Source organism: Pseudomonas sp. GW460-LB5 (assembly GCF_059423245.1).
On sequence record NZ_JBWKXT010000006.1, the window covers coordinates 37,619 to 58,839 of the forward strand.

Genomic DNA, 21,221 nt, shown 5'->3' on the forward strand with positions numbered 1-21,221 from the left:
ACTTCTCGCAAAACAATAATGTGCGGGGGAGTAGGGGCATGCGTATCTGGCGTAAAAGCATCCAGTGGCAGTTGATCACCAGCATGGGCGCAGCCCTGTTGGCCAGCATCCTGGTGGTGGTCATCATCTTCACCGTGGCGCTCAACCGCCTCACCGACCGCTACCTGGTCGACACTGCCCTGCCTGCCAGTGTCGAGGCCATCCGCAATGACATCGAGCGCATGCTCGGCCAGCCACTGGTGGCTGCGGCGGACATTGCCGGCAACACGCTGCTGCGCGACTGGCTGGCTGCCGGTGAAGACCCCGCCCAGGCTGCGGCATTCATCGAATACCTGGGCGCCGCCAAACAGCGCAACCGCGCCTTCACCACCTTGTTTGCCTCGACCGAAACCGGCCATTACTACAACGAAAATGGCCTGGACCGTACCCTCAGCCGCAGCAACCCCAAGGACAAGTGGTTCTACGGCTACATCGACAGCGGCGCCGAGCGGTTTATCAACATCGACATCGACGGAGCCACTGGGGAGCTGGCGCTGTTCATCGATTATCGCGTGGAAAAGGCTGGCAAGCTGGTGGGCGTGGCCGGCATGGGCCTGCGCATGACCGAGCTGTCGAAGCTGATTCACGACTTCAGCTTTGGCGAGCATGGCAAGGTCTTTCTGGTACGTAACGATGGCCTGATCCAGGTGCACCCGGACGCTGCCTTCAGTGGCAAGCGCCAGCTCACCGAGCAGCTCGGTACGGACGCTGCCAAGGCTGTAATGACGGGCGGCGAAGGCCTGCGCAGCAGCCGCTTCAGCCGTGACGGTGAACGGTATCTGGCACTCGGCCTGCCCCTGCGCGACCTTGACTGGACCTTGGTGGCCGAGGTGCCGGAGTCGGAAATCTACGCGCAAATGCATCAGGCGGTATGGCTGACCAGCCTGATCGGTGGCGGTGTGGCCCTGGTGTCGCTGCTGCTGGTGGTGCTGCTGGCGCGCGGCCTGGTGCGGCCTATCCGCCGCGTTACCGCTGCGCTGGTGCAGATTGGCAGTGGCGCAGGCGACCTTAGCCACCGCCTGGATGACTCGCGCCAGGATGAGCTGGGTGACCTGGCCCGGGGTTTCAACCGCTTTCTCGACAGCCAGCGCAGCCTGATTGGCGAGGTTTTGCACACCTCCGAACGGCTGCATCGTGCGGTTGAGCAGGTAACCCAAGTGGTGGACAACACGGCCGAGCGCTCAGGGCGGCAACAGGAAATGACCGAAATGGTTGCCACTGCCGTGCACGAAATGGGCCTGACGGTGCAGGACATTGCCCGCAATGCGGGTGATGCGGCGCAGGCCTCGCAGTCGGCACGGGATGAAGCCTTGCAGGCGCGTGAGGTGGTACGGCGTTCGATTCAGGGCATCGAGGGCATGTCGGGCGACATCGTCAAGGCAGCCGATGCCGTCAGCCAGCTGGCCAACGAAGTCGCCTCTATTGATGAAGTTCTCGCGGTGATCCGCAGCATTTCCGAACAAACCAACCTGCTGGCGCTGAACGCAGCCATCGAGGCGGCGCGGGCCGGGGAGATGGGGCGCGGGTTTGCTGTGGTGGCCGACGAGGTGCGAACGCTGGCGCGACGTACGCAACTGTCCACCGACGAAGTGCAGCAGATGATCCAGCGCCTGAAGCAGGGCGCGGGTTCGGCGGTGAGCTCGATGCAGGCGGGGCAGCAGGCGACCGGCAGTGGCGTTGAATCAAGCCAGCGTACCGGGGCGTCGTTGGGCGCGATTACCGACCAGGTGGAACACATCAGCGACATGAACCATCAGGTGGCCACGGCGACCGAAGAGCAGTCGGCGGTGACCGAAGAGATCAACCGCACGGTGCAGGGGATTTCTGACCTGGCCCGGGAGACGGCGGCGGAAGTTCAGGGCTGCCGTGAAGAGTGCCAGGCGTTGCGTGGCTTGGCTGATGACCTGGCGCGGCAGATGGGTGGGTTCAGGCTTTAGATCGGTGTGGGCTTCAACGCCGGCAAGCCAGCTCCTACAGGATCACCACAGGCCTGAGCCTTGTGTGGTCCATGTGGGGGCTGGCTTGCCGGCGATTGGGGCCTGTCAGGCGGTGATGATACTGCGGATATCCGCTGCCAGTTCGCGCACCCGCTCTTGCTCGGTATCCCAGGAACACATGAACCGTGCCCCGCCGCTGCCGATAAAGGTATAGAACCTCCACCCCTTGCCGCGCAGCGCTTCAATCGCAGGCTCCGGCATTTGCAGGAACACCCCGTTGGCCTCCACCGGGAACATCAGCTCCACCCCCGGCAAGTCACTCACCAACGATGCCAGCAACTGCGCGCAATGGTTGGCGTGGTTGCCATGGCGCAACCAGGCGCCATCTTCCAGCAGCCCCACCCATGGCGCAGACAGGAAGCGCATTTTCGACGCCAGTTGACCGGCCTGCTTGCAGCGGTAATCGAAGTCTTCGGCCAGTTGGCGGTTGAAGAACAGGATTGCTTCACCCACCGCCATGCCGTTCTTGGTGCCGCCGAAGCACAATACATCCACACCGGCCTTCCAGGTCAGCTCGGCCGGGCTGCAGCCCAGGAATGCGCAGGCATTGGTAAAGCGCGCGCCGTCCATGTGCAGGTTCAGCCCCAGCTCCTTGCAGGTCGCGCTGATCGCCTTCAGCTCGTCGGGGCGGTACACGGTGCCCACTTCTGTGGCCTGGGTAATGGTCACGACCCGCGGCTTGGGGTAGTGGATGTCCTGGCGCTTCAGCGCCACTTCGCGGATGGACTCTGGCGTCAGCTTGCCGTCGACGCTGGCGGCCGTCAGCAGCTTGGAGCCGTTGGAAAAGAACTCCGGCGCGCCGCATTCGTCGGTTTCGACGTGGGCGGTCTCGGAGCAAATGACGCTGTGGTAGCTCTGGCACAGCGAGGCCAGGGCCAGGGAGTTGGCGGCGGTGCCGTTGAAGGCGAAAAATACCTCGCAGTCGGTTTCAAACAGGTTGCGGAAGTATTCCGAGGCGCGCTCGGTCCATTGATCGTCGCCATAGGCGCGGTCGTGGCCGTGGTTGGCCTTTTCCATCGCCGCCCAGGCTTCGGGGCAGATACCGGAATAGTTGTCGCTGGCGAATTGTTGGCTCTTATCTGTCATGACACGGTCCTGTGAACGACGCAGAACAGCACTCTAAACCATCGATTCAGCGGTTGCCTATACAAGCTGCTTTCAGTGGGATCTGCGTCGGCCTCTTCGGGGGGCAAGCCCGCTCCCACAATGGCCATGCATACAGCAATCATTGTGGGGGCGGGCTTGCCCCGCGAAGAGGCCGGCAGCATCAACCCAAAGGCAATGTCGTAAACGCGCCATTGCAAGGCGTGCGCAGGCATCTGACCCGACCCCGCCAGTCATACCATCGCCACAAAGGGCCACAGTGCCCCACGACAAAAAAACGATCGCTGCCGGGAGATACACGATGTTCAGCAAGCAAGACCAGATCCAGGGTTACGACGACGCACTGCTGGCGGCGATGAATGCCGAGGAACAGCGCCAGGAAGATCACATCGAGCTGATCGCCTCGGAGAACTACACCAGCAAGCGCGTCATGCAGGCCCAAGGCAGCGGCCTGACCAACAAGTACGCCGAAGGCTACCCGGGCAAGCGCTACTACGGTGGCTGCGAGCACGTGGACAAAGTAGAAGCCCTGGCCATCGAGCGCGCCAAGCAGCTGTTCGGTGCCGACTACGCCAACGTACAGCCGCACTCCGGCTCGTCGGCCAATGGCGCCGTCTACCTGGCCCTGCTGCAGGCCGGTGACACCATCCTCGGCATGAGCCTGGCCCACGGTGGCCATCTGACCCACGGCGCCAAAGTGTCGTCCTCGGGCAAGCTCTATAACGCCGTGCAGTACGGCATCAACACCGACACCGGCCTGATCGACTACGACGAAGTCGAGCGCCTCGCGGTCGAGCACAAGCCGAAAATGATCGTTGCCGGTTTCTCGGCCTACTCCAAGACCCTCGACTTCCCACGCTTCCGCGCCATTGCCGACAAGGTGGGTGCGCTGCTGTTCGTCGACATGGCCCACGTAGCCGGCCTGGTTGCCGCTGGCCTGTACCCGAACCCGATCCCGTTCGCCGATGTGGTTACCACCACCACCCACAAGACCCTGCGCGGCCCTCGTGGCGGTCTGATCCTGGCCAAGTCGAACGAAGAGATCGAGAAGAAGCTGAACGCCGCTGTATTCCCGGGCGCCCAAGGCGGCCCGCTGATGCACGTGATTGCCGCCAAGGCCGTGTGCTTCAAGGAAGCGCTGGAGCCTGGCTTCAAGGCCTACCAGCAACAAGTGATCGAAAACGCCCAGGCCATGGCCCAGGTGTTCATCGACCGCGGCTACGACGTGGTGTCCGGTGGCACCGACAACCACCTGTTCCTGGTCAGCCTGATCCGCCAGGGCCTCACTGGCAAAGATGCCGACGCCGCCCTGGGCCGCGCGCACATCACCGTCAACAAGAACGCCGTGCCGAACGACCCACAGTCGCCGTTCGTCACCTCGGGCCTGCGCATCGGTACCCCGGCCGTCACCACCCGCGGCTTCAAGGTTGCGCAGTGCGTGGCCCTGGCCGGCTGGATCTGCGACATCCTCGACAACCTCGGTGACGCAGACGTCGAAGCCGATGTGGCGAAGAACGTCGCGGCGCTGTGCGCAGACTTCCCTGTTTACCGCTGAGTGGAGTAAACGACCATGCAACGCTACTCGGGCTTCGGCCTCTTCAAACACTCCCTCAGCCACCACGAAAACTGGCAGCGCATGTGGCGCACGCCCACCCCTAAAAAGGTGTACGACGTGGTTATCGTCGGCGGTGGCGGCCATGGTTTGGCCACGGCCTACTACCTGGCCAAAGAGCACGGCATCACCAACGTTGCCGTGATCGAGAAAGGTTACCTGGGCGGCGGCAACACCGCCCGTAACACCACCATCGTGCGTTCCAACTACCTGTGGGATGAGTCGGCGCAGTTGTACGAGCACGCCATGAAGCTGTGGGAAGGCCTGTCCCAGGACATCAACTACAACGTGATGTTCTCCCAGCGCGGCGTCTACAACCTGTGCCACACCTTGCAGGACATTCGTGACTCCGAGCGCCGCGTCAGCGCCAACCGCCTCAACGGCGTCGATGGCGAGCTGCTGAACACCGCCCAGGTCGCGGCCGAAATCCCGTACCTGGATTGCTCGAAGAACACCCGCTACCCGATCCTTGGCGCAACCGTTCAGCGCCGTGGTGGCGTGGCCCGCCACGACGCCGTGGCCTGGGGCTATGCCCGCGCTGCCGACGCCCTGGGTGTGGACCTGATCCAGCAGACCGAAGTGATCGGTTTCCGCAAGGAAAACGGCGCGGTCATTGGTGTGGAAACCAACAAAGGCTTCATCGGCGCCAAACGCGTCGGCGTGGTCACCGCCGGTAACTCCGGGCACATGGCCAAGCTGGCCGGCTTCCGCCTGCCGCTGGAATCGCACCCGCTGCAAGCGCTGGTATCCGAGCCGATCAAGCCGATCATCGACAGCGTGATCATGTCCAATGCCGTGCACGGCTACATCAGCCAGTCCGACAAGGGCGACCTGGTAATCGGTGCCGGTATCGACGGCTGGGTCGGCTACGGCCAGCGCGGCTCGTACCCGGTGATCGAGCACACCCTGCAGGCCATCGTCGAGATGTTCCCCAACCTCTCGCGCGTGCGCATGAACCGCCAGTGGGGCGGCATCGTCGACACCTCGCCGGACGCCTGCCCGATCATCACCAAGACCCCGGTCAAGAACATGTTCTTCAACTGCGGTTGGGGTACTGGCGGCTTCAAGGCGACCCCGGGTTCGGGCAACGTCTTTGCCGCGAGCCTGGCCAAGGGCGAAATGCACCCGCTGGCCGCGCCGTTCTCCATGGACCGTTTCTACAACGGCGCACTGATCGACGAACACGGCGCCGCCGCCGTCGCCCACTAACCGGAGACACCGTCATGTTGCATATTTTCTGTCCCCACTGCGGCGAGCTGCGCTCCGAAGAAGAGTTTCACGCCTCTGGCCAGGCGCACATCGCCCGCCCGCTGGACCCTGCCGCTTGCTCCGACGAGGAGTGGGGTACCTACATGTTCTACCGTGACAACCCACGCGGTATTCACCATGAACTGTGGGACCACGTTGCCGGTTGCCGCCAGTACTTCAACGTCACCCGCGACACCGTGACCTACGAAATTCTGGAAACCTACAAGATTGGCGAAAAGCCGCAAGTGACCGCCAACGGTAAAGCTGCGAACGCACCGTCGACCGTCAAAGGCCAAGGGGAAAAAGTATGAGCCAGACCTATCGCCTCGCCAGCGGCGGCCGCATCGACCGCAGCAAGGTCCTGAACTTCACTTTCAACGGCAAGACCTACCAGGGTTATGCCGGTGACAGCCTGGCCGCTGCGTTGCTGGCCAACGGCGTAGACATCGTCGGCCGCAGCTTCAAGTATTCGCGCCCACGCGGCATCATCGCTGCCGGCACTGAAGAGCCGAACGCCATCCTGCAGATCGGTTCCAGCGAAGCCACCCAGATCCCGAACGTGCGCGCCACCCAGCAGGCGCTGTACGCCGGCCTGGTCGCCACCAGCACCAACGGCTGGCCGAACGTCAACAACGACGTGATGGGCATCCTCGGCAAGGTGGGCGGCAGCATGATGCCGCCGGGCTTCTACTACAAAACCTTCATGTACCCGAAATCGTTCTGGATGACGTACGAGAAGTACATCCGCAAAGCTGCAGGCCTTGGCCGTGCACCGCTGCAGAACGACCCGGACAGCTACGACTACATGAACCAGCACTGCGACGTGCTGATCGTCGGCGCCGGCCCTGCTGGCCTGGCCGCTGCACTGGCTGCTGCGCGCAGCGGCGCCCGTGTGATCCTGGCTGACGAGCAGGAAGAGTTTGGCGGTAGCCTGCTCGACAGCCGCGAAACCCTCGACGGCAAGCCTGCCGCCGACTGGGTCAACGCCGTGATCAAAGAGCTGGAAGGGCTGCCGGACGTGACCCTGCTGCCACGTGCCACGGTCAACGGCTACCACGACCATAACTTCCTGACCATTCACGAGCGCCTCACCGACCACCTCGGTGACCGCGCACCGATCGGCCAGGTACGCCACCGTGTGCACCGTGTACGCGCCAAACGCGTGGTGCTGGCGCCCGGCGCCCACGAGCGCCCGCTGGTGTACGGCAACAACGACGTACCGGGCAACATGCTGGCCGGTGCAGTCTCCACCTACGTTCGCCGCTACGGCGTGGCCCCGGGCCGCAAGCTGGTGCTGTCGACCAACAACGACCACGCCTACCGCGCCGCGCTGGACTGGCACGACGCTGGCCTGCAAGTGGTCGCCATCGCCGATGCCCGCCACAACCCACGGGGCTCGCTGGTTGAAGAGGCGCGTGCCAAAGGCATCCGCATCCTCACCTCCAGCGCCGTGGTCGAGGCCAAAGGCAGCAAGCATGTCACCGGCGCCCGCGTGGCGGCCATCGATGTGCAGGCGCACAAAGTCACCAGCCCAGGCGAAACCCTTGAGTGCGACCTGATCGCAACCTCCGGTGGCTACAGCCCGATCGTGCACCTGGCTTCGCACCTGGGCGGTCGCCCGGTATGGCGTGACGACATCCTCGGCTTCGTACCGGGCGATGCACCGCAGAAACGTGAGTGCGTGGGTGGTATCAACGGCGTCTACGCCCTTGGTGATGTGATTGCCGACGGTTTCGAAGGCGGCGTTCGCGCAGCCACCGAGGCGGGCTTCAAAGCCTCTGTCGGCACCTTGCCAAAAACCGTGGCGCGCAAGGAAGAGGCCACCGTGGCACTGTTCCAGGTGCCGCACGACAAAGGCACCAAGGGGCCGAAGCAGTTCGTCGACCAGCAGAACGACGTGACCGCCGCCGGTATCGAGCTGGCCACCCGTGAAGGCTTCGAGTCGGTTGAGCACGTAAAACGCTACACCGCGCTGGGCTTCGGTACCGACCAGGGCAAACTGGGCAACATCAACGGCCTGGCCATCGCCGCCCGTTCGATCGGCATCACCATCCCGGAAATGGGTACCACCATGTTCCGCCCCAACTACACGCCGGTCACGTTCGGCGCGGTAGCGGGCCGCCACTGTGGCCACCTGTTCGAACCCGTGCGTTTCACCGCCCTGCATGCCTGGCACGTGAAGAACGGCGCCGAGTTCGAAGACGTTGGCCAGTGGAAGCGCCCTTGGTACTTCCCCAAAGCCGGTGAAGACATCCATGCCGCCGTGGCCCGCGAGTGCAAGGCCGTGCGCGACAGCGTGGGCCTGCTGGACGCCTCGACCCTGGGCAAGATCGACATCCAGGGCCCGGACGCCCGTGAGTTCCTCAACCGCATCTATACCAATGCCTGGACCAAGCTGGACGTGGGCAAGGCCCGCTACGGCCTGATGTGCAAGGAAGACGGCATGGTCTTCGACGACGGCGTAACCGCCTGCGTTGGCGACAACCACTTCATCATGACCACCACCACCGGCGGCGCTGCCCGCGTGCTGCAGTGGATGGAGCTGTACCACCAGACCGAATGGCCGGAGCTGAAGGTGTACTTCACCTCGGTTACCGACCACTGGGCGACCATGACCTTGTCCGGCCCCAACAGCCGCAAGCTGCTCAGCGAGCTGACCGATATCGACATGGACAAGGAAGCCTTCCCGTTCATGACCTGGAAGGAAGGCAACGTCGGCGGCGTGCCGGCCCGTGTGTTCCGCATCTCGTTCACCGGTGAGCTGTCGTACGAAGTCAACGTGCAGGCCAACTACGCCATGGGCGTGCTGGAACAGATCATCGAGGCCGGTAAAAAGTACAATCTGACCCCGTATGGCACCGAGACCATGCACGTACTGCGTGCCGAGAAGGGCTTCATCATCGTGGGCCAGGACACCGACGGTTCGATGAACCCGGACGACCTGAACATGAGCTGGTGCGTTGGCCGTAACAAGCCGTTCTCGTGGATCGGCCTGCGTGGCATGAACCGTGAAGACTGCGTGCGCGAGAACCGCAAGCAGCTGGTAGGCCTGAAGCCGGTCGACCCGACCAAGTGGCTGCCGGAAGGCGCCCAACTGGTGTTCGACCCTAAACAGCCGATCCCGATGGACATGGTTGGCCACGTCACCTCCAGCTACGCGTCCAACTCCCTGGGCTATTCATTCGCCATGGGTGTGGTCAAAGGCGGCCTCAAGCGCATGGGCGAGCGTGTCTACTCGCCGCAGGCAGATGGCAGCGTGATCGAAGCGGAAATCGTGTCTTCGGTGTTCTTCGATCCGAAGGGTGAGCGGCAGAACGTCTAAGGCCCTGAGATAGGTCTGCTTGAAATGCAAGCCCTGTGGGAGCGGGCTTGCCCCGCGAATGCGATGGTGGCCTCACCGCCCTCTTCGCGGGACAAGCCCGCTCCCACAGGCCACCGCTAGCATTCGGGCATTGCATGTGACCTCTGGTCTTACGGACAACAGAATTCAAGGCAGGTAAGAAATGAGCGCTATCAACGTCTTCCAGCAAAACCCCGGCGCCGAGGCCAAGGCCCAGTCGCCACTGCACCACGCCGACCTGGCCAGCCTGGTTGGCAAAGGCCGCAAGAACGCAGGCGTGACCCTGCGTGAACGCAAGTTCCTTGGCCACCTGACCCTGCGTGGCGACGGCCATAACCCGGAATTCGCCGCCGGCGTGCACAAGGCCCTGGGCCTGGAGCTGCCAGTAGCCCTGACTGTGGTCGCCAATAACGACATGTCGCTGCAATGGGTCGGCCCCGACGAGTGGCTGCTGATCGTGCCCGGTGGCCAGGAACTGGCGGTCGAGCAAAAGCTGCGTGCAGCCCTTGAAGGCCAGCATATTCAGGTGGTCAACGTCAGCGGCGGGCAAAGCCTGCTGGAACTGCGCGGCCCGAACGTGCGCGAAGTGCTGATGAAATCCACCAGCTATGATGTTCACCCGAACAACTTCCCGGTGGGCAAGGCCGTGGGCACTGTGTTCGCCAAGTCGCAACTGGTGATCCGCCGTACCGCCGAAGACACCTGGGAGCTGGTGATTCGCCGCAGCTTCGCCGACTACTGGTGGCTGTGGTTGCAGGACGCTTCGGCCGAATACGGCCTGAGCATCGAGGCTTAAGGAGAGCAGAACATGAGTCGGGCACCGGATACCTGGATTCTCACCGCCGACTGCCCGAGCATGCTCGGCACCGTCGACGTGGTGACGCGTTACCTCTTCGAGCAGCGCTGCTACGTGACGGAGCACCACTCCTTCGATGACCGGCAGTCGGGGCGCTTCTTCATTCGCGTCGAATTCCGCCAGCCGGACGATTTTGACGAAACGGGCTTCCGTGCCGGCCTGGCCGAGCGCAGCGAAGCGTTCGGCATGGCTTTCGAGCTGACCGCACCGAACCACCGCCCGAAAGTGGTGATCATGGTGTCCAAGGCCGACCACTGTCTGAACGACCTGCTGTACCGGCAGCGTATCGGCCAGCTGGGCATGGACGTGGTTGCAGTGGTGTCCAACCACCCCGACCTCGAACCCCTGGCGCACTGGCACAAGATCCCCTATTACCACTTCGCCCTCGACCCCAATGACAAGGCGGGGCAAGAGCGCAAGGTCCTGCAAGTGATCGAGGAAACCGGCGCCGAGCTGGTTATTCTCGCCCGTTACATGCAGGTGCTGTCGCCCGAGCTGTGCCGGCGCCTGGATGGCTGGGCGATCAACATTCACCACTCCTTGTTGCCAGGGTTCAAGGGCGCCAAGCCTTATCACCAGGCCTACAACAAGGGCGTGAAGATGGTGGGCGCCACGGCGCACTACATCAACAACGACCTGGACGAAGGGCCGATCATTGCCCAGGGGGTCGAGGTGGTGGACCACAGCCACTATCCGGAAGACCTGATTGCCAAGGGGCGGGATATCGAATGCCTGACCCTGGCGCGTGCTGTGGGGTATCACATCGAGCGGCGGGTGTTCCTCAACGCAAATCGGACTGTCGTTCTCTGACATCCTGTACCGGCCTCTTCGCGGGACAAGCCCGCTCCCACAGGTTCATCGCCATGTTCGAAAGAGCGGTGAGCCTGTGGGAGCGGGCTTGTCCCGCGAATGGCCTCACACCTTTGTGCCTGCCGCTAAAAGACATCCCTCTGTCGCTTCCAGTCAGTGCAACCCGCCCTATCAGGCCCACAATCTCCTGCATTCCAGTAACACATGCCGCCCACGGATGGCGGCGCTTCAACCAACGCTGCATAAATAAAAATCAAGCGAGGTAAAAGCAATGTCTGGCAATCGTGGAGTGGTATATCTCGGCGCCGGCAAGGTCGAAGTGCAACACATCGACTACCCGAAAATGCAGGATCCGCGCGGCAAGAAGATCGAACACGGCGTCATTCTGAAGGTGGTCTCCACCAACATCTGCGGCTCCGACCAGCACATGGTCCGCGGCCGTACCACTGCCCAGGTTGGCCTGGTCCTGGGCCACGAAATCACCGGTGAAATCGTCGAGATGGGGCGTGACGTCGAACGCCTGAAAATCGGCGACCTGGTGTCGGTACCCTTCAACGTTGCCTGCGGCCGCTGCCGCTCGTGCAAAGAGATGCACACCGGTGTCTGCCTCACCGTCAACCCAGCCCGCGCCGGTGGTGCCTATGGCTATGTCGACATGGGCGACTGGACCGGTGGCCAGGCTGAGTACGTGCTGGTGCCATACGCCGACTTCAACCTGCTGAAACTGCCGGACCGCGACAAGGCCATGGAAAAGATCCGTGACCTGACCTGCCTGTCCGACATCCTGCCCACCGGCTACCACGGTGCCGTGACGGCTGGCGTAGGCCCAGGCAGCACCGTATACGTTGCAGGCGCTGGACCGGTCGGCCTGGCCGCTGCAGCCTCGGCCCGCCTGCTGGGCGCTGCCTGCGTCATCGTCGGCGACCTGAACCCGGCCCGCCTGGCCCACGCCAAGTCCCAGGGCTTTGAAGTGGTCGACCTGTCCAAGGACACCCCGCTGCACGAGCAGATCATCGACATTCTTGGCGAGCCGGAAGTGGACTGCGCCGTCGACGCCGTCGGCTTCGAGGCCCGCGGCCATGGCCACGAAGGTGCCAAGCATGAGGCCCCGGCTACCGTGCTGAACTCGCTGATGCAAGTGACCCGCGTTGCCGGCAACATCGGTATCCCGGGCCTTTACGTGACCGAAGACCCAGGCGCGGTAGATGCCGCCGCCAAGATCGGCGCGCTGAGCATCCGCTTTGGCCTGGGCTGGGCAAAATCGCACAGCTTCCACACCGGCCAGACCCCGACCATGAAGTACAACCGCCAGCTGATGCAGGCGATCATGTGGGACCGTATCAACATTGCTGAAGTGGTGGGGGTGCAGGTGATCAACCTGGATCAGGCGCCGGAAGGGTATGGCGAGTTTGATGCGGGTGTGCCGAAGAAGTTTGTGATTGACCCGCACAAGATGTGGGGTGCGGCGTAATTCGGCTTCAACTAAAAGAGCCCCTCCAGTTGAGGGGCTTTTTTTAGCTGTTTTCAATTATCGTGCATTTTGTATGTTGGTTTGCCCTGATCTCAGTGTCTTTATTTGGTTTTCAATTAGACGGTATTTTGTGGTTTCAAGGTGAATATCTCGTTTGATTTGTGAAAGTAATTTTTTCTCGTGAGTAGGCTTATTCCCGACGCTCTTTTGTCTGTTTATTGTTGAGGAAAGTTTGCTTTTTTCCGCCCCTAGAGCAACTAATCGATCTCCGCTACTTGTCAGTTCGGTCTGTAGATACATCGCTTGACGTGCATCACTGGGGGAAGAATATCCAATATTTAATTGATGGTTGGTGCGCGATTCTGCAAGTCTAGCTCCAGCCGGGGGGGGAGGCAGTGGTCTACCTTCATTCGGCCGGCGTTGTGGAGCCGCTGAATAATTGTTGGCAGCCCCGCTGGCGGGGCGATTGGGAGTAGTAGGAAGGTTGCGAGAGGGAGTTCTCAAGCCCATCATGTTGCCGAGCCCCTTCAGCGCTCTGATAATCAAGATTGACGCTTGTCCAGATGGATCTATTTTGTTGATCGGATCATTCTCGCAATAAGCATAGGCGTTTACGCCACCATCGCCAAATGGGCTCTGATGTAAATCCGGATTGCAAAAACGTCTGAGTGTCGTACTGAATTGACGGTGTCCGTTACCTAAAATGTCCATTTGGCTCAACGGATCGCGCCATTGCCCATTGAAGAGGATTAGTGTTTTGATATCTTGGGAGGAGAGATATCCATAAGGTGATAGTGACACAGCCTCAAGTTGTATGCCGAGAACTGAATTGGCACGATCAATTGACAGTAAATTTGATTTTTCCGATGTTGCGAGCTGTGCAACGGGTGTTTCTTGCGCCCACATAATTTGCCGATGTCCCTTAGCCGATATTTCAGATGCCAGGTGCCCATTTTGGTAAAAGTGCATCACATCTGAAGTTGCCGATTTTTCGGGGCGTACCGTTGCGACATCAGCGTTTTTTAAAATTTGAGCTACTGGATTGTCGGTCATGGCTTGTTGCCTTCGGAGATGTATCTAGGGTGTTCAATTTGCATGCCCGAATTTGCCAGCACAACTAGCATATTTATCAGGTGGTTGGGCATTTGGAACAAACCCTTACACCTGGAGTCCAATACGCACGTTTCCCCAGCGCTCCCGGCCAACGAGGTCCCTCCTGATGAAAGCATTCACCCTGGCAACCCTGATGACTCTGGCCGCAAGCCCGGTGTTCGCCTTCAACCTCAGCGACGCCGCTAACGCCGTGACCGCTATGCAAAACCAGAAACAACAAGGCCAAGTGCAGGCACCCGAGGCGCAGGCCAATTTGCTTAACACCTTGGGCAGCGAATTGAAGATCACCCCCGAACAGGCCGTGGGTGGGGCAGGGGCAATGCTGGGCTTGGCGCGCAATAACCTGAGTACCGATGACTATGGGCAACTGACCAAAGCGGTACCTGGCCTGGACCTGCTGGCCGGGGCCAATGCGCTGGGCGGCTTGAGTGGCTTGGGCGATTTGCTGGGCAAGAACAGCGAAAGCCAGTCGGCCCTGAGCAACGCGCTGGGCAATAACGTGGAAAACCGCAGCGACCTGGACAGTGCGTTCAAGGCGCTGGGGATGGACACGGGGATGATCGGGCAGTTTGCGCCGTTGATTCTGCAGTACCTGGGGCAGCAGGGGATTGCCGGGTCGTTATTGCAGAATTTGGGTAGTTTGTGGACTACGCCGGCGCCGTTGGCCCAGCCTTCGGTCTAGGGGGTTGTAGGGGCAGTGTGGGTATAACCGCTGTGGAAGGCTGGCGCCGTCCTGTAGGAGCGGAGCGGCACAAGGCCGCTCCTACAAGGGACCGCGCAGGCCTTGGGCTATTGGGTCAGGCGGCTTCTGTGAAGTCCACCAGGCGCACGGGGCGGCGGAAGCCTGCGGTCAGTATCGCCAAGTAGGCCAGGCCCAAGGCAAACCAGCACAGGCCAATCACCAGCGTCAGCGCCGACAGGCTGGTCCACAGCCACAGTGTCAGCCCCAACCCTACCAGCGGCACCACGCCATAGCTAAACAGCCCCTTTACATTACGCTGGCTGGCATCATCCAACAGATGCGTCTTCACCACCGCCAGGTTTACCGCCGAGAACGCCACCAGCGCGCCGAAGCTGATCAGCGAGGCGAGGGTAGCCAGGTCGATCACCAGCGCCAGCAGCGAGAAGGCTGACACCAGCAAAATAGCGAACACTGGCGTACCAAAGCGCGGCGACAGGTAACCAAAGCTACGGCGTGGCAGCACGTTGTCGCGGCCCATGGTGAACAGGATGCGCGACACCGCCGCCTGCGAGGCCAGCGCCGAACCCAGGCTGCCCGCAACATACGCGGCGGTGAAGAAGTTGGTGAGGAACTGCCCGCCCGCCTTGAACATCACCTCGTTGGCCGCTGCATCGGCATTGGCAAAGCTGCTGCCCGGCAGCACCAGCTGGCTGACATAGGCCAGCAGGGTAAACAGCAAACCGGCAAACAGGGTGGTGAGGATGATCGCCCTTGGCACGTCGCGGCGTGCATCGCGGCATTCTTCGGCCAGGGTCGACACAGCGTCGAAGCCCAGGAACGACAGGCACAGCACCGCTGCGCCCGCCATCAAGTGGCCGAAGCCCGGTTTGCTGCCGTCACCCAGCAGCGGCGACAGCAGGTCGAGCGGCTGGCCCGCCAATGTCTGGCAGGACAGCGCGACAAACACGCCGATAAACACGATCTGCGCGCCAACGATCAGGTTGCTGGTCTTTGCCACCGAGTTGATGCCGACCACGTTCAGCACTGTCACCAGGGCGATGCAGGCGAGCACGAAAGCCCAGGCGGGTACTGCCGGGAAGGCGATGTTGAGGAACAGGCCGATCAGCAGGTAGTTGATCATCGGCAGGAACAGGTAGTCGAGCAGCAACGACCAGCCGGCGAGAAAGCCGATGTTGGGACCGAAGGCCATGTTGGTGTAGGAATAGGCCGAGCCTGCAACCGGGAAGCGTTTGACCATGAAGCTGTAGGACGCAGCGGTGAACAGCATGGCCACCAGAGTGACCAGGTAGGCGCCGGCGGTGCGGCCACCGGTGAGTTCGGTGACGATGCCGTAGGTGGTGAAGATGGTCAGTGGGACCATGTAGACCAGGCCGAAGAACACCAGAGCGGGCAGGCCGAGGACACGGCGAAGCTGGGCGGGGGTGGAGCTAGATGGGTTGGCCATTGATCGATCCAGGCTTTTTGTAATTGTGCTTTGATCGATTTTTATCCACTTAGGTGGGGTGTGACAAAGAAGTAATCCTAATGTCGATTATTAGCCTGGGTTTTAATCGGGCATTTGTCGGGTATTCATTGGCCTCTTCGCGGGACAAGCCTGCTCCCACAGGTACCGCACACACCTGGGGAAGGGTGGAGTATCTGTGGGAGCGGGCTTGCCCCGCGAAGAGGCCGGTCCAGGATGACGGCTTAGCCAATCTCCGAGCGCAGTTGCTCGATCCGCTGGTCCTTCTGCACCCACACCTGATTCACCCAGGCCTGCACAGTCTGGCGGAAGGCCGGATCATTCTCGTAATCCCCCGCCCACAGTGCCGGGTCCAGCTCTCGCACCTGAATGTCGATAATCACCCGGCTAATGCTGCCATTGAGCAACGCCCAGAACCCCGGTGCCTGGTTGCCGGGGTACACGATGGTCACGTCCAGCAACGCATCCAGCTGCTCGCCCAATGCCGCGAGCACAAACGCCACGCCCCCTGCCTTGGGCTTGAGCAGGTAGCGGTACGGCGACTGTTGCTGCTGGCGCTTGGCTTCGGTAAACCGGGTGCCCTCCAGGTAGTTCACCACGGTCACCGGCTGGCGCTTGAACAGCTCGCAGGCCGCCTTGGTGATTTCCAGGTCCTTGCCCTTGAGCTCGGGGTGCTTTTCCAGAAACGCCTTGCTGTAGCGCTTCATGAACGGGTAATCCAGCCCCCACCAGGCCAGGCCGAGCAGCGGCACCCAGATCAGCTCCTTCTTGAGGAAGAACTTGAAGAACGGCGTGCGGCGGTTGAGGCTTTCGATCAACGCAGGGATATCGACCCAGCTCTGGTGGTTGCTCACGGCCAGGTAGGACGTGTCCTTGCGCAGGTTCTCCACGCCGCGGATGTCCCACTGGGTAGGAATGCACAGGGCGAAGATGGCCTTGTCGATTTCCGACCAGGTTTCGGCCACCCACATCACCGCCCACGAGGCATAGTCGCGGCCACGGCCCGGCAACACCAGCTTGAGCAGGGCGAAGACCAGCAGCGGGCAGATCAACACCACCGTATTGAGCAGCAGCAGAGTGGCAGTGAGAATGCCGGTCAGCAGGCGACGCATAAAGAGACTCTTGTTGTGGGAGATTAACGGTTGGCAATGATAAGCAGGGCCGTGGCCTACGCCAAATGTCCAATGCCCTGCGGCGGCAACAAATGTTTCACATTATGTTGATTAGGCTTGGCACAGCGAACCTATCCTGCCAGTGCAGTCTAAGCACTGACCCTTCTCAAGGAAGCCTGCTTGTGAAATCTCTGTTTGCCATGTTGTCACTGTTGGCGCTGCCAGTCATGGCCGCCGAGCCTACGATATACGGCCGGTACGAGAACATCGCCCTGCCCGAGCTGGGCGAAACCCTGAAAGCCAAGATGGACACCGGTGCCTTCACCGCGTCGCTGTCGGCCAAGGACATCGAGCTGTTCACCCGCGATGGCGAGGAATGGGTGCGCTTCCGCCTGGCGACCAAGGATTCCGATGGCAAGGTGTATGAGCACAAGGTCTCGCGCATCAGCAAGATCAAAGGCCGTGCCGATGAAGAGGAAGAAGGCGATGCGCCGGAAATCTCCAAGCGCCCGGTAGTGGACCTGGAGCTATGTCTGGGTGATGTGAAACGCACCGTGGAGGTGAACCTGGTGGACCGCAGCACCTTCAATTATCCGCTGCTGGTGGGCTCCAAGGCGCTGCGCGAGTTCAAGGCCGCGGTCAACCCGGCCAAGAAGTTTACCGCTGGCAAGCCTGACTGCTAAGCAGTAGCTGCAAGCTGCAAGTGAGAACAGATCAGTGTAAGTTCACGTGATCCGCTTTCACTTGAAGCTTGCAGCTTGAGGCTTGTAGCTCGATGCCCCATATCCTCATCGTCGAAGACGAAGCCGCCATCGCCGACACCTTGGTTTATGCCCTGCAGGCCGACGGCCACAGCACCGAATGGGTGACCTTGGGCGGCGCCGCCCTCGACCAGCAGCGACAGCGCCCAGCCGACCTGATCATCCTGGACATCGGCCTGCCCGACATCAGTGGCTTCGAAACCTGCCGCCAATTGCGCCGTTTCACCGAAGTGCCGGTGATGTTCCTCAGTGCCCGCGACGGTGAAATCGACCGGGTGGTGGGCCTGGAAATCGGTGCCGACGACTACGTGGTCAAACCCTTCAGCCCGCGTGAAGTGGCTGCGCGAGTGCGGGCGATCCTCAAACGCATGGGCCCCAGGGCCGAGTCTGCCACCGATGCGGCGTTGTTCCAGCTCGACACCCTGCGCATGCAGATCACCTATCGCGGCCAGCCACTCACGCTGACCCGCCACGAATTCCGCCTGCTGCAATCCCTGCTGGAGCAGCCGCAGCGGGTATTCAGCCGAGAACAGCTGCTTGATGCCCTGGGGGTGGCCTCCGATGCAGGCTACGAGCGCACCATCGACAGCCATATCAAAAGCCTGCGCGCCAAGCTGCGCCAGGTAGCGGGTGACGCCGAGCCGATCCAGACCCACCGCGGCCTCGGCTACAGCTACAGCCCGGACCACGCCTGATGCGCCTGGGCATCCGGATTTTTCTGGTGTACTTCCTGTTCGTCGGCCTGGCGGGCTATTTCCTGCTCAACACGGTGCGTGAACAGATCCGCCCGGTGGTGCGCCAGTCATCCGAAGAAACACTGGTCGACACCGCCAACCTGTTGGCCGAGATCCTGCGCGATGACGTCAAGGCCGGCACCTTGAGCCAGAGCCGCCTGCCGCAAGTACTCAAGGCCTACGGCTCGCGCAGCCCGGGCGCGCAGATCTGGGGCCTGGCCAAGAACCAGGTCAGCCACCGCATCTATGTGACTGACGCCAAGGGCATCGTGCTGCTGGACTCCAGCGGTGAGGCGCTGGGCAAAGATTACTCGCAGTGGAATGACGTGCTGTTGACCCTGCGCGGCCAGTACGGCGCCCGCTCCACCCGCAGCGACCCCAATGATGAAAACACCTCGGTGATGCACGTCGGCGCACCGATCATCGACGACGGCAAGATCATCGGCGTGGTCACCGTGGCCAAACCCAACAGCTCGCTGCAGCCGTACATCGACCGTTCCGAGCGGCGCCTGCTCACGCTGGGTCTGGGGCTGATCGGCCTGGGCTTGCTGATTGGCGCGGCGCTGTCGTGGTGGCTGGCGCGCTCGCTGCGCCGGCTGGCGCGTTATGCCCAGGCGGTCAGCGAAGGCGAGCGTGCCGCGTTGCCGCACTACAAGGGCGGCGAGCTGGCGCACCTGGCCCAGGCGGTGGAACGCATGCGCACCCAGCTGGAGGGCAAGGCTTATGTCGAGCGCTATGTGCATACCCTGACGCACGAACTGAAAAGCCCGCTGGCGGCCATTCGTGGGGCTTGCGAGCTGCTGCAGGACGAGGGCATGCCCGCCGACCAGCGCGCGCGCTTTGCCGGCAACATCGAGCGCGAGAGCGAGCGTTTGCAGCAGATGGTCGAGCGCCTGCTCAACCTGGCCAGGGTCGAGCAGATGCAGGCCCTGGAGGATGAACAGCAGGTGGCGCTGGCGGCGCTGGTGGACGAGTTGCTGTTGGCTCATGGGGCGCGGATCGAAGGCGCCGGTTTGCACGTGCGTCAGCGGGTGCCGGCGGGTTTGCGCTTGCTGTGTGATCCGTTCCTGATGCGCCAGGCGCTGGCCAACCTGCTGGATAACGCACTGGATTTCACCCCCGCAGGTGGCGCCCTGCTGTTTGACCTGGAGCGCGACGGCGAGCGGGTGGCATTGAGCCTGTTCAACCAGGGGCAGGCGATACCGGCATATGCCATCGGGCGGGTCAGCGAGCGGTTCTACTCGCTGCCGCGGCCGGGTAGCGGGCGCAAGAGCACCGGGCTGGGGCTGAATTTTGTGGCCGAGGTGATGCAACTGCATGGCGGGGCGTTGGCGGTGGATAACGTCGATGGCGGGGTGCGGGTGCGGTTGTGGCTGCCGGTGCGGCGTATCAGCTGAGATTGCCGGGGCTGCACAGCAGCCCCAAATACACTCAAACCACACAGGCTCTTCACACAGCCTCCACGCAAGACGCAGACACTGCGCCCACTGCCACTGGAGGCCCCATGAACAAGACCCTCGGTTACAAACTCGGCATGATCGCGGTGCTCATATTGCTGCTGCTCATTCCGCTGCTGCTGATCAACGGCCTGATCGATGAACGCCAGGCCCTGCGCGACAACGTACTGCGCGACATCGCCCAAAGTGCCAGCTTCGACCAGCAGCTCAGCGGCCCGCTGCTGGTGGTGCCGTACCGCAAGTACCAGCGCCGCTGGATCGAAAAGGACGGCGAGCGCACACAGGAAACCAGCACCATTGCCGGCCACCTGTACTTCCTGCCGGAAACCTTCGCCGCCGACCTGGGCGTGGACACCGAACTGCGTGCCCGCGGCATCTACCAGGCCCGGCTGTTCCACGCCAAGGGGCGTATCAGCGGCCGTTTCAAGCTCCCGGAGCGCTGGGGCATCGACAAGGACTTCGACGACTACCGCTTCGACAAACCCTTCCTGGTGGTGGGCATCAGCGATATCCGCGGCATCGAGAATGGCCTGGAGCTGAGCTTGGACGAACACAAGGTGCCGTTCGAGGCTGGCACCCAGCTCGACTGGATGCGCGGTGGTGTACATGCCAGCCTGCCGGGGCTGGACGGCATGCAGGCACGGGAATTCAGCTACGGCTTCGACCTTGCATTACAGGGCACCGGCCAGTTGCACATCGTGCCGGTGGGGCGCACCAGCAACGTGGACATGCGCGCCAACTGGCCGCATCCGAGTTTTGTCGGCAACTACCTGCCCAACCGCCGTGACATCGATGCCCAGGGCTTCAGCGCCCACTGGCAGACGTCGTTCTTCGCCACCAACCTTGAGGATGCCCTGCGCCAGTGCGCCACCGCCGGGCAGTGCGCAGATTTCAGCGAGCGCAGCTTCGGCGTGAGCTTTGTCGACCCGGTGGACCAGTACCTGAAGAGTGAACGGGCGATCAAATACGCGTTGCTGTTCATTGCGCTGACCTTCGCCGGCTTCTTTCTGTTCGAGGTGTTGAAGAACCTGAGTGTGCACCCGGTGCAGTACATCCTGGTCGGCGTGGCGCTGGCGTTCTTCTACCTGCTGCTGCTGTCGTTGTCCGAGCACATTGGCTTTGGCCTGGCGTACGGGCTGTCGGCTTCGGCGTGTGTGCTGCTGATCGGCTTCTACCTGAGCCATGTGTTGCGCAGCCTGGGACGAGGGGTCGGGTTTGCGGCTGGGCTGGCGGCGCTGTATGCGCTGCTTTATGGGCTGCTGAGTGCCGAAGACTATGCACTGCTGATGGGATCGCTGCTGTGCTTTGGCTTGCTGGGGGTGTTCATGGTGCTGACCCGTCGGCTGGACTGGGCGCGGGTGGGGAGGTCGGCATGAGGGAGGACAGAGAAATCGGGCGGTGG

The 21,221-nt window shown here is 62.1% G+C and carries 17 protein-coding genes; 13 read left to right on the top strand and 4 right to left on the bottom strand.

From position 1 onward, the window contains the following. Positions 1-38: 38 nt before the first annotated feature. A complete protein-coding gene (gene mcpH / locus AC07XM_RS06220; RefSeq protein ID WP_016484533.1) occupies positions 39-1,976 on the top strand; it encodes a methyl-accepting chemotaxis protein McpH in 1,938 nt (645 codons plus the stop codon). Between the two features lie 105 nt (positions 1,977-2,081). Here mcpH and AC07XM_RS06225 read toward each other — a convergent pair whose 3' ends face one another. Further along, positions 2,082-3,122, bottom strand: coding sequence for a threonine aldolase family protein (locus AC07XM_RS06225; protein ID WP_016484534.1), 1,041 nt, complete (start codon positions 3,120-3,122; stop codon positions 2,082-2,084). 319 nt (positions 3,123-3,441) lie between these two features. Here AC07XM_RS06225 and AC07XM_RS06230 point away from each other — a divergent pair, with 319 nt between their 5' ends. The 7 genes from AC07XM_RS06230 (at position 3,442) to fdhA (ending at position 12,477) form a co-directional block, all read left to right on the top strand. Further along, positions 3,442-4,695 carry a serine hydroxymethyltransferase gene (locus AC07XM_RS06230; protein WP_016484535.1) on the top strand — a complete coding sequence of 418 codons (1,254 nt, stop codon included), beginning with the start codon at positions 3,442-3,444 and terminating at the stop codon, positions 4,693-4,695. Positions 4,696-4,710: 15 nt separating this feature from the next. Beyond that, positions 4,711-5,961: a sarcosine oxidase subunit beta family protein gene (locus AC07XM_RS06235; RefSeq protein WP_016484536.1), complete on the top strand. Its 1,251-nt coding sequence runs from the start codon at positions 4,711-4,713 to the stop codon at positions 5,959-5,961. A 14-nt stretch (positions 5,962-5,975) separates the two neighbouring features. After that, positions 5,976-6,311: a sarcosine oxidase subunit delta gene (locus AC07XM_RS06240; protein ID WP_016484537.1), complete on the top strand. Its 336-nt coding sequence runs from the start codon at positions 5,976-5,978 to the stop codon at positions 6,309-6,311. Then, complete coding sequence (locus AC07XM_RS06245) at positions 6,308-9,322, top strand: sarcosine oxidase subunit alpha (protein WP_016484538.1); 3,015 nt, start codon at positions 6,308-6,310, stop codon at positions 9,320-9,322. Before AC07XM_RS06240 ends, AC07XM_RS06245 begins: the two co-directional genes overlap by 4 nt. A gap of 181 nt (positions 9,323-9,503) precedes the next feature. Further along, positions 9,504-10,136: a sarcosine oxidase subunit gamma gene (locus tag AC07XM_RS06250; RefSeq protein ID WP_016484539.1), complete on the top strand. Its 633-nt coding sequence runs from the start codon at positions 9,504-9,506 to the stop codon at positions 10,134-10,136. A 12-nt stretch (positions 10,137-10,148) separates the two neighbouring features. Next, positions 10,149-11,006 (top strand): formyltetrahydrofolate deformylase, encoded by an 858-nt coding sequence (purU, locus tag AC07XM_RS06255; protein WP_016484540.1) that lies wholly within the window; start codon positions 10,149-10,151, stop codon positions 11,004-11,006. A gap of 271 nt (positions 11,007-11,277) precedes the next feature. After that, the gene (gene fdhA / locus AC07XM_RS06260; protein WP_016484541.1) at positions 11,278-12,477 is read left to right on the top strand and encodes a formaldehyde dehydrogenase, glutathione-independent; all 1,200 of its coding nucleotides are present in this window, start codon (positions 11,278-11,280) and stop codon (positions 12,475-12,477) included. Positions 12,478-12,534: 57 nt separating this feature from the next. Here the strand turns inward: fdhA and AC07XM_RS06265 are convergent, their stop codons facing one another. Then, positions 12,535-13,530: an RHS repeat-associated core domain-containing protein gene (locus AC07XM_RS06265; RefSeq protein WP_083283738.1), complete on the bottom strand. Its 996-nt coding sequence runs from the start codon at positions 13,528-13,530 to the stop codon at positions 12,535-12,537. A gap of 166 nt (positions 13,531-13,696) precedes the next feature. On the opposite strand from AC07XM_RS06265, the gene AC07XM_RS06270 reads away from it, so the two are divergent. After that, complete coding sequence (locus AC07XM_RS06270) at positions 13,697-14,272, top strand: DUF2780 domain-containing protein (protein ID WP_023048954.1); 576 nt, start codon at positions 13,697-13,699, stop codon at positions 14,270-14,272. Positions 14,273-14,387: 115 nt separating this feature from the next. Here AC07XM_RS06270 and AC07XM_RS06275 read toward each other — a convergent pair whose 3' ends face one another. Continuing rightward, a complete protein-coding gene (locus AC07XM_RS06275; protein WP_102688918.1) occupies positions 14,388-15,737 on the bottom strand; it encodes an APC family permease in 1,350 nt (449 codons plus the stop codon). Between the two features lie 242 nt (positions 15,738-15,979). Next, positions 15,980-16,867, bottom strand: a complete 888-nt coding sequence (yihG, locus tag AC07XM_RS06280) for a 1-acylglycerol-3-phosphate O-acyltransferase, YihG family (RefSeq protein WP_016484544.1) — start codon at positions 16,865-16,867, stop codon at positions 15,980-15,982. 182 nt (positions 16,868-17,049) lie between these two features. Between yihG and rloA2 the strand changes: the two genes are divergently transcribed. The 4 genes from rloA2 to creD all read left to right on the top strand — a co-directional run bounded on the left by rloA2 (position 17,050) and on the right by creD (position 21,195). Next, positions 17,050-17,550, top strand: coding sequence for a retropepsin-like aspartic peptidase RloA2 (rloA2, locus tag AC07XM_RS06285; RefSeq protein ID WP_095116636.1), 501 nt, complete (start codon positions 17,050-17,052; stop codon positions 17,548-17,550). Positions 17,551-17,642: 92 nt separating this feature from the next. Beyond that, a complete protein-coding gene (gene creB / locus AC07XM_RS06290; protein ID WP_023048955.1) occupies positions 17,643-18,323 on the top strand; it encodes a two-component system response regulator CreB in 681 nt (226 codons plus the stop codon). After that, on the top strand, positions 18,323-19,759 hold the full coding sequence (gene creC / locus AC07XM_RS06295; RefSeq protein WP_016484547.1) for a two-component system sensor histidine kinase CreC: 1,437 nt from the start codon (positions 18,323-18,325) through the stop codon (positions 19,757-19,759). Before creB ends, creC begins: the two co-directional genes overlap by 1 nt. Before the next feature lie 107 nt (positions 19,760-19,866). Then, positions 19,867-21,195 carry a cell envelope integrity protein CreD gene (gene creD / locus AC07XM_RS06300; RefSeq protein ID WP_095116640.1) on the top strand — a complete coding sequence of 443 codons (1,329 nt, stop codon included), beginning with the start codon at positions 19,867-19,869 and terminating at the stop codon, positions 21,193-21,195. The last annotated feature ends 26 nt before the right edge of the window (positions 21,196-21,221 follow it).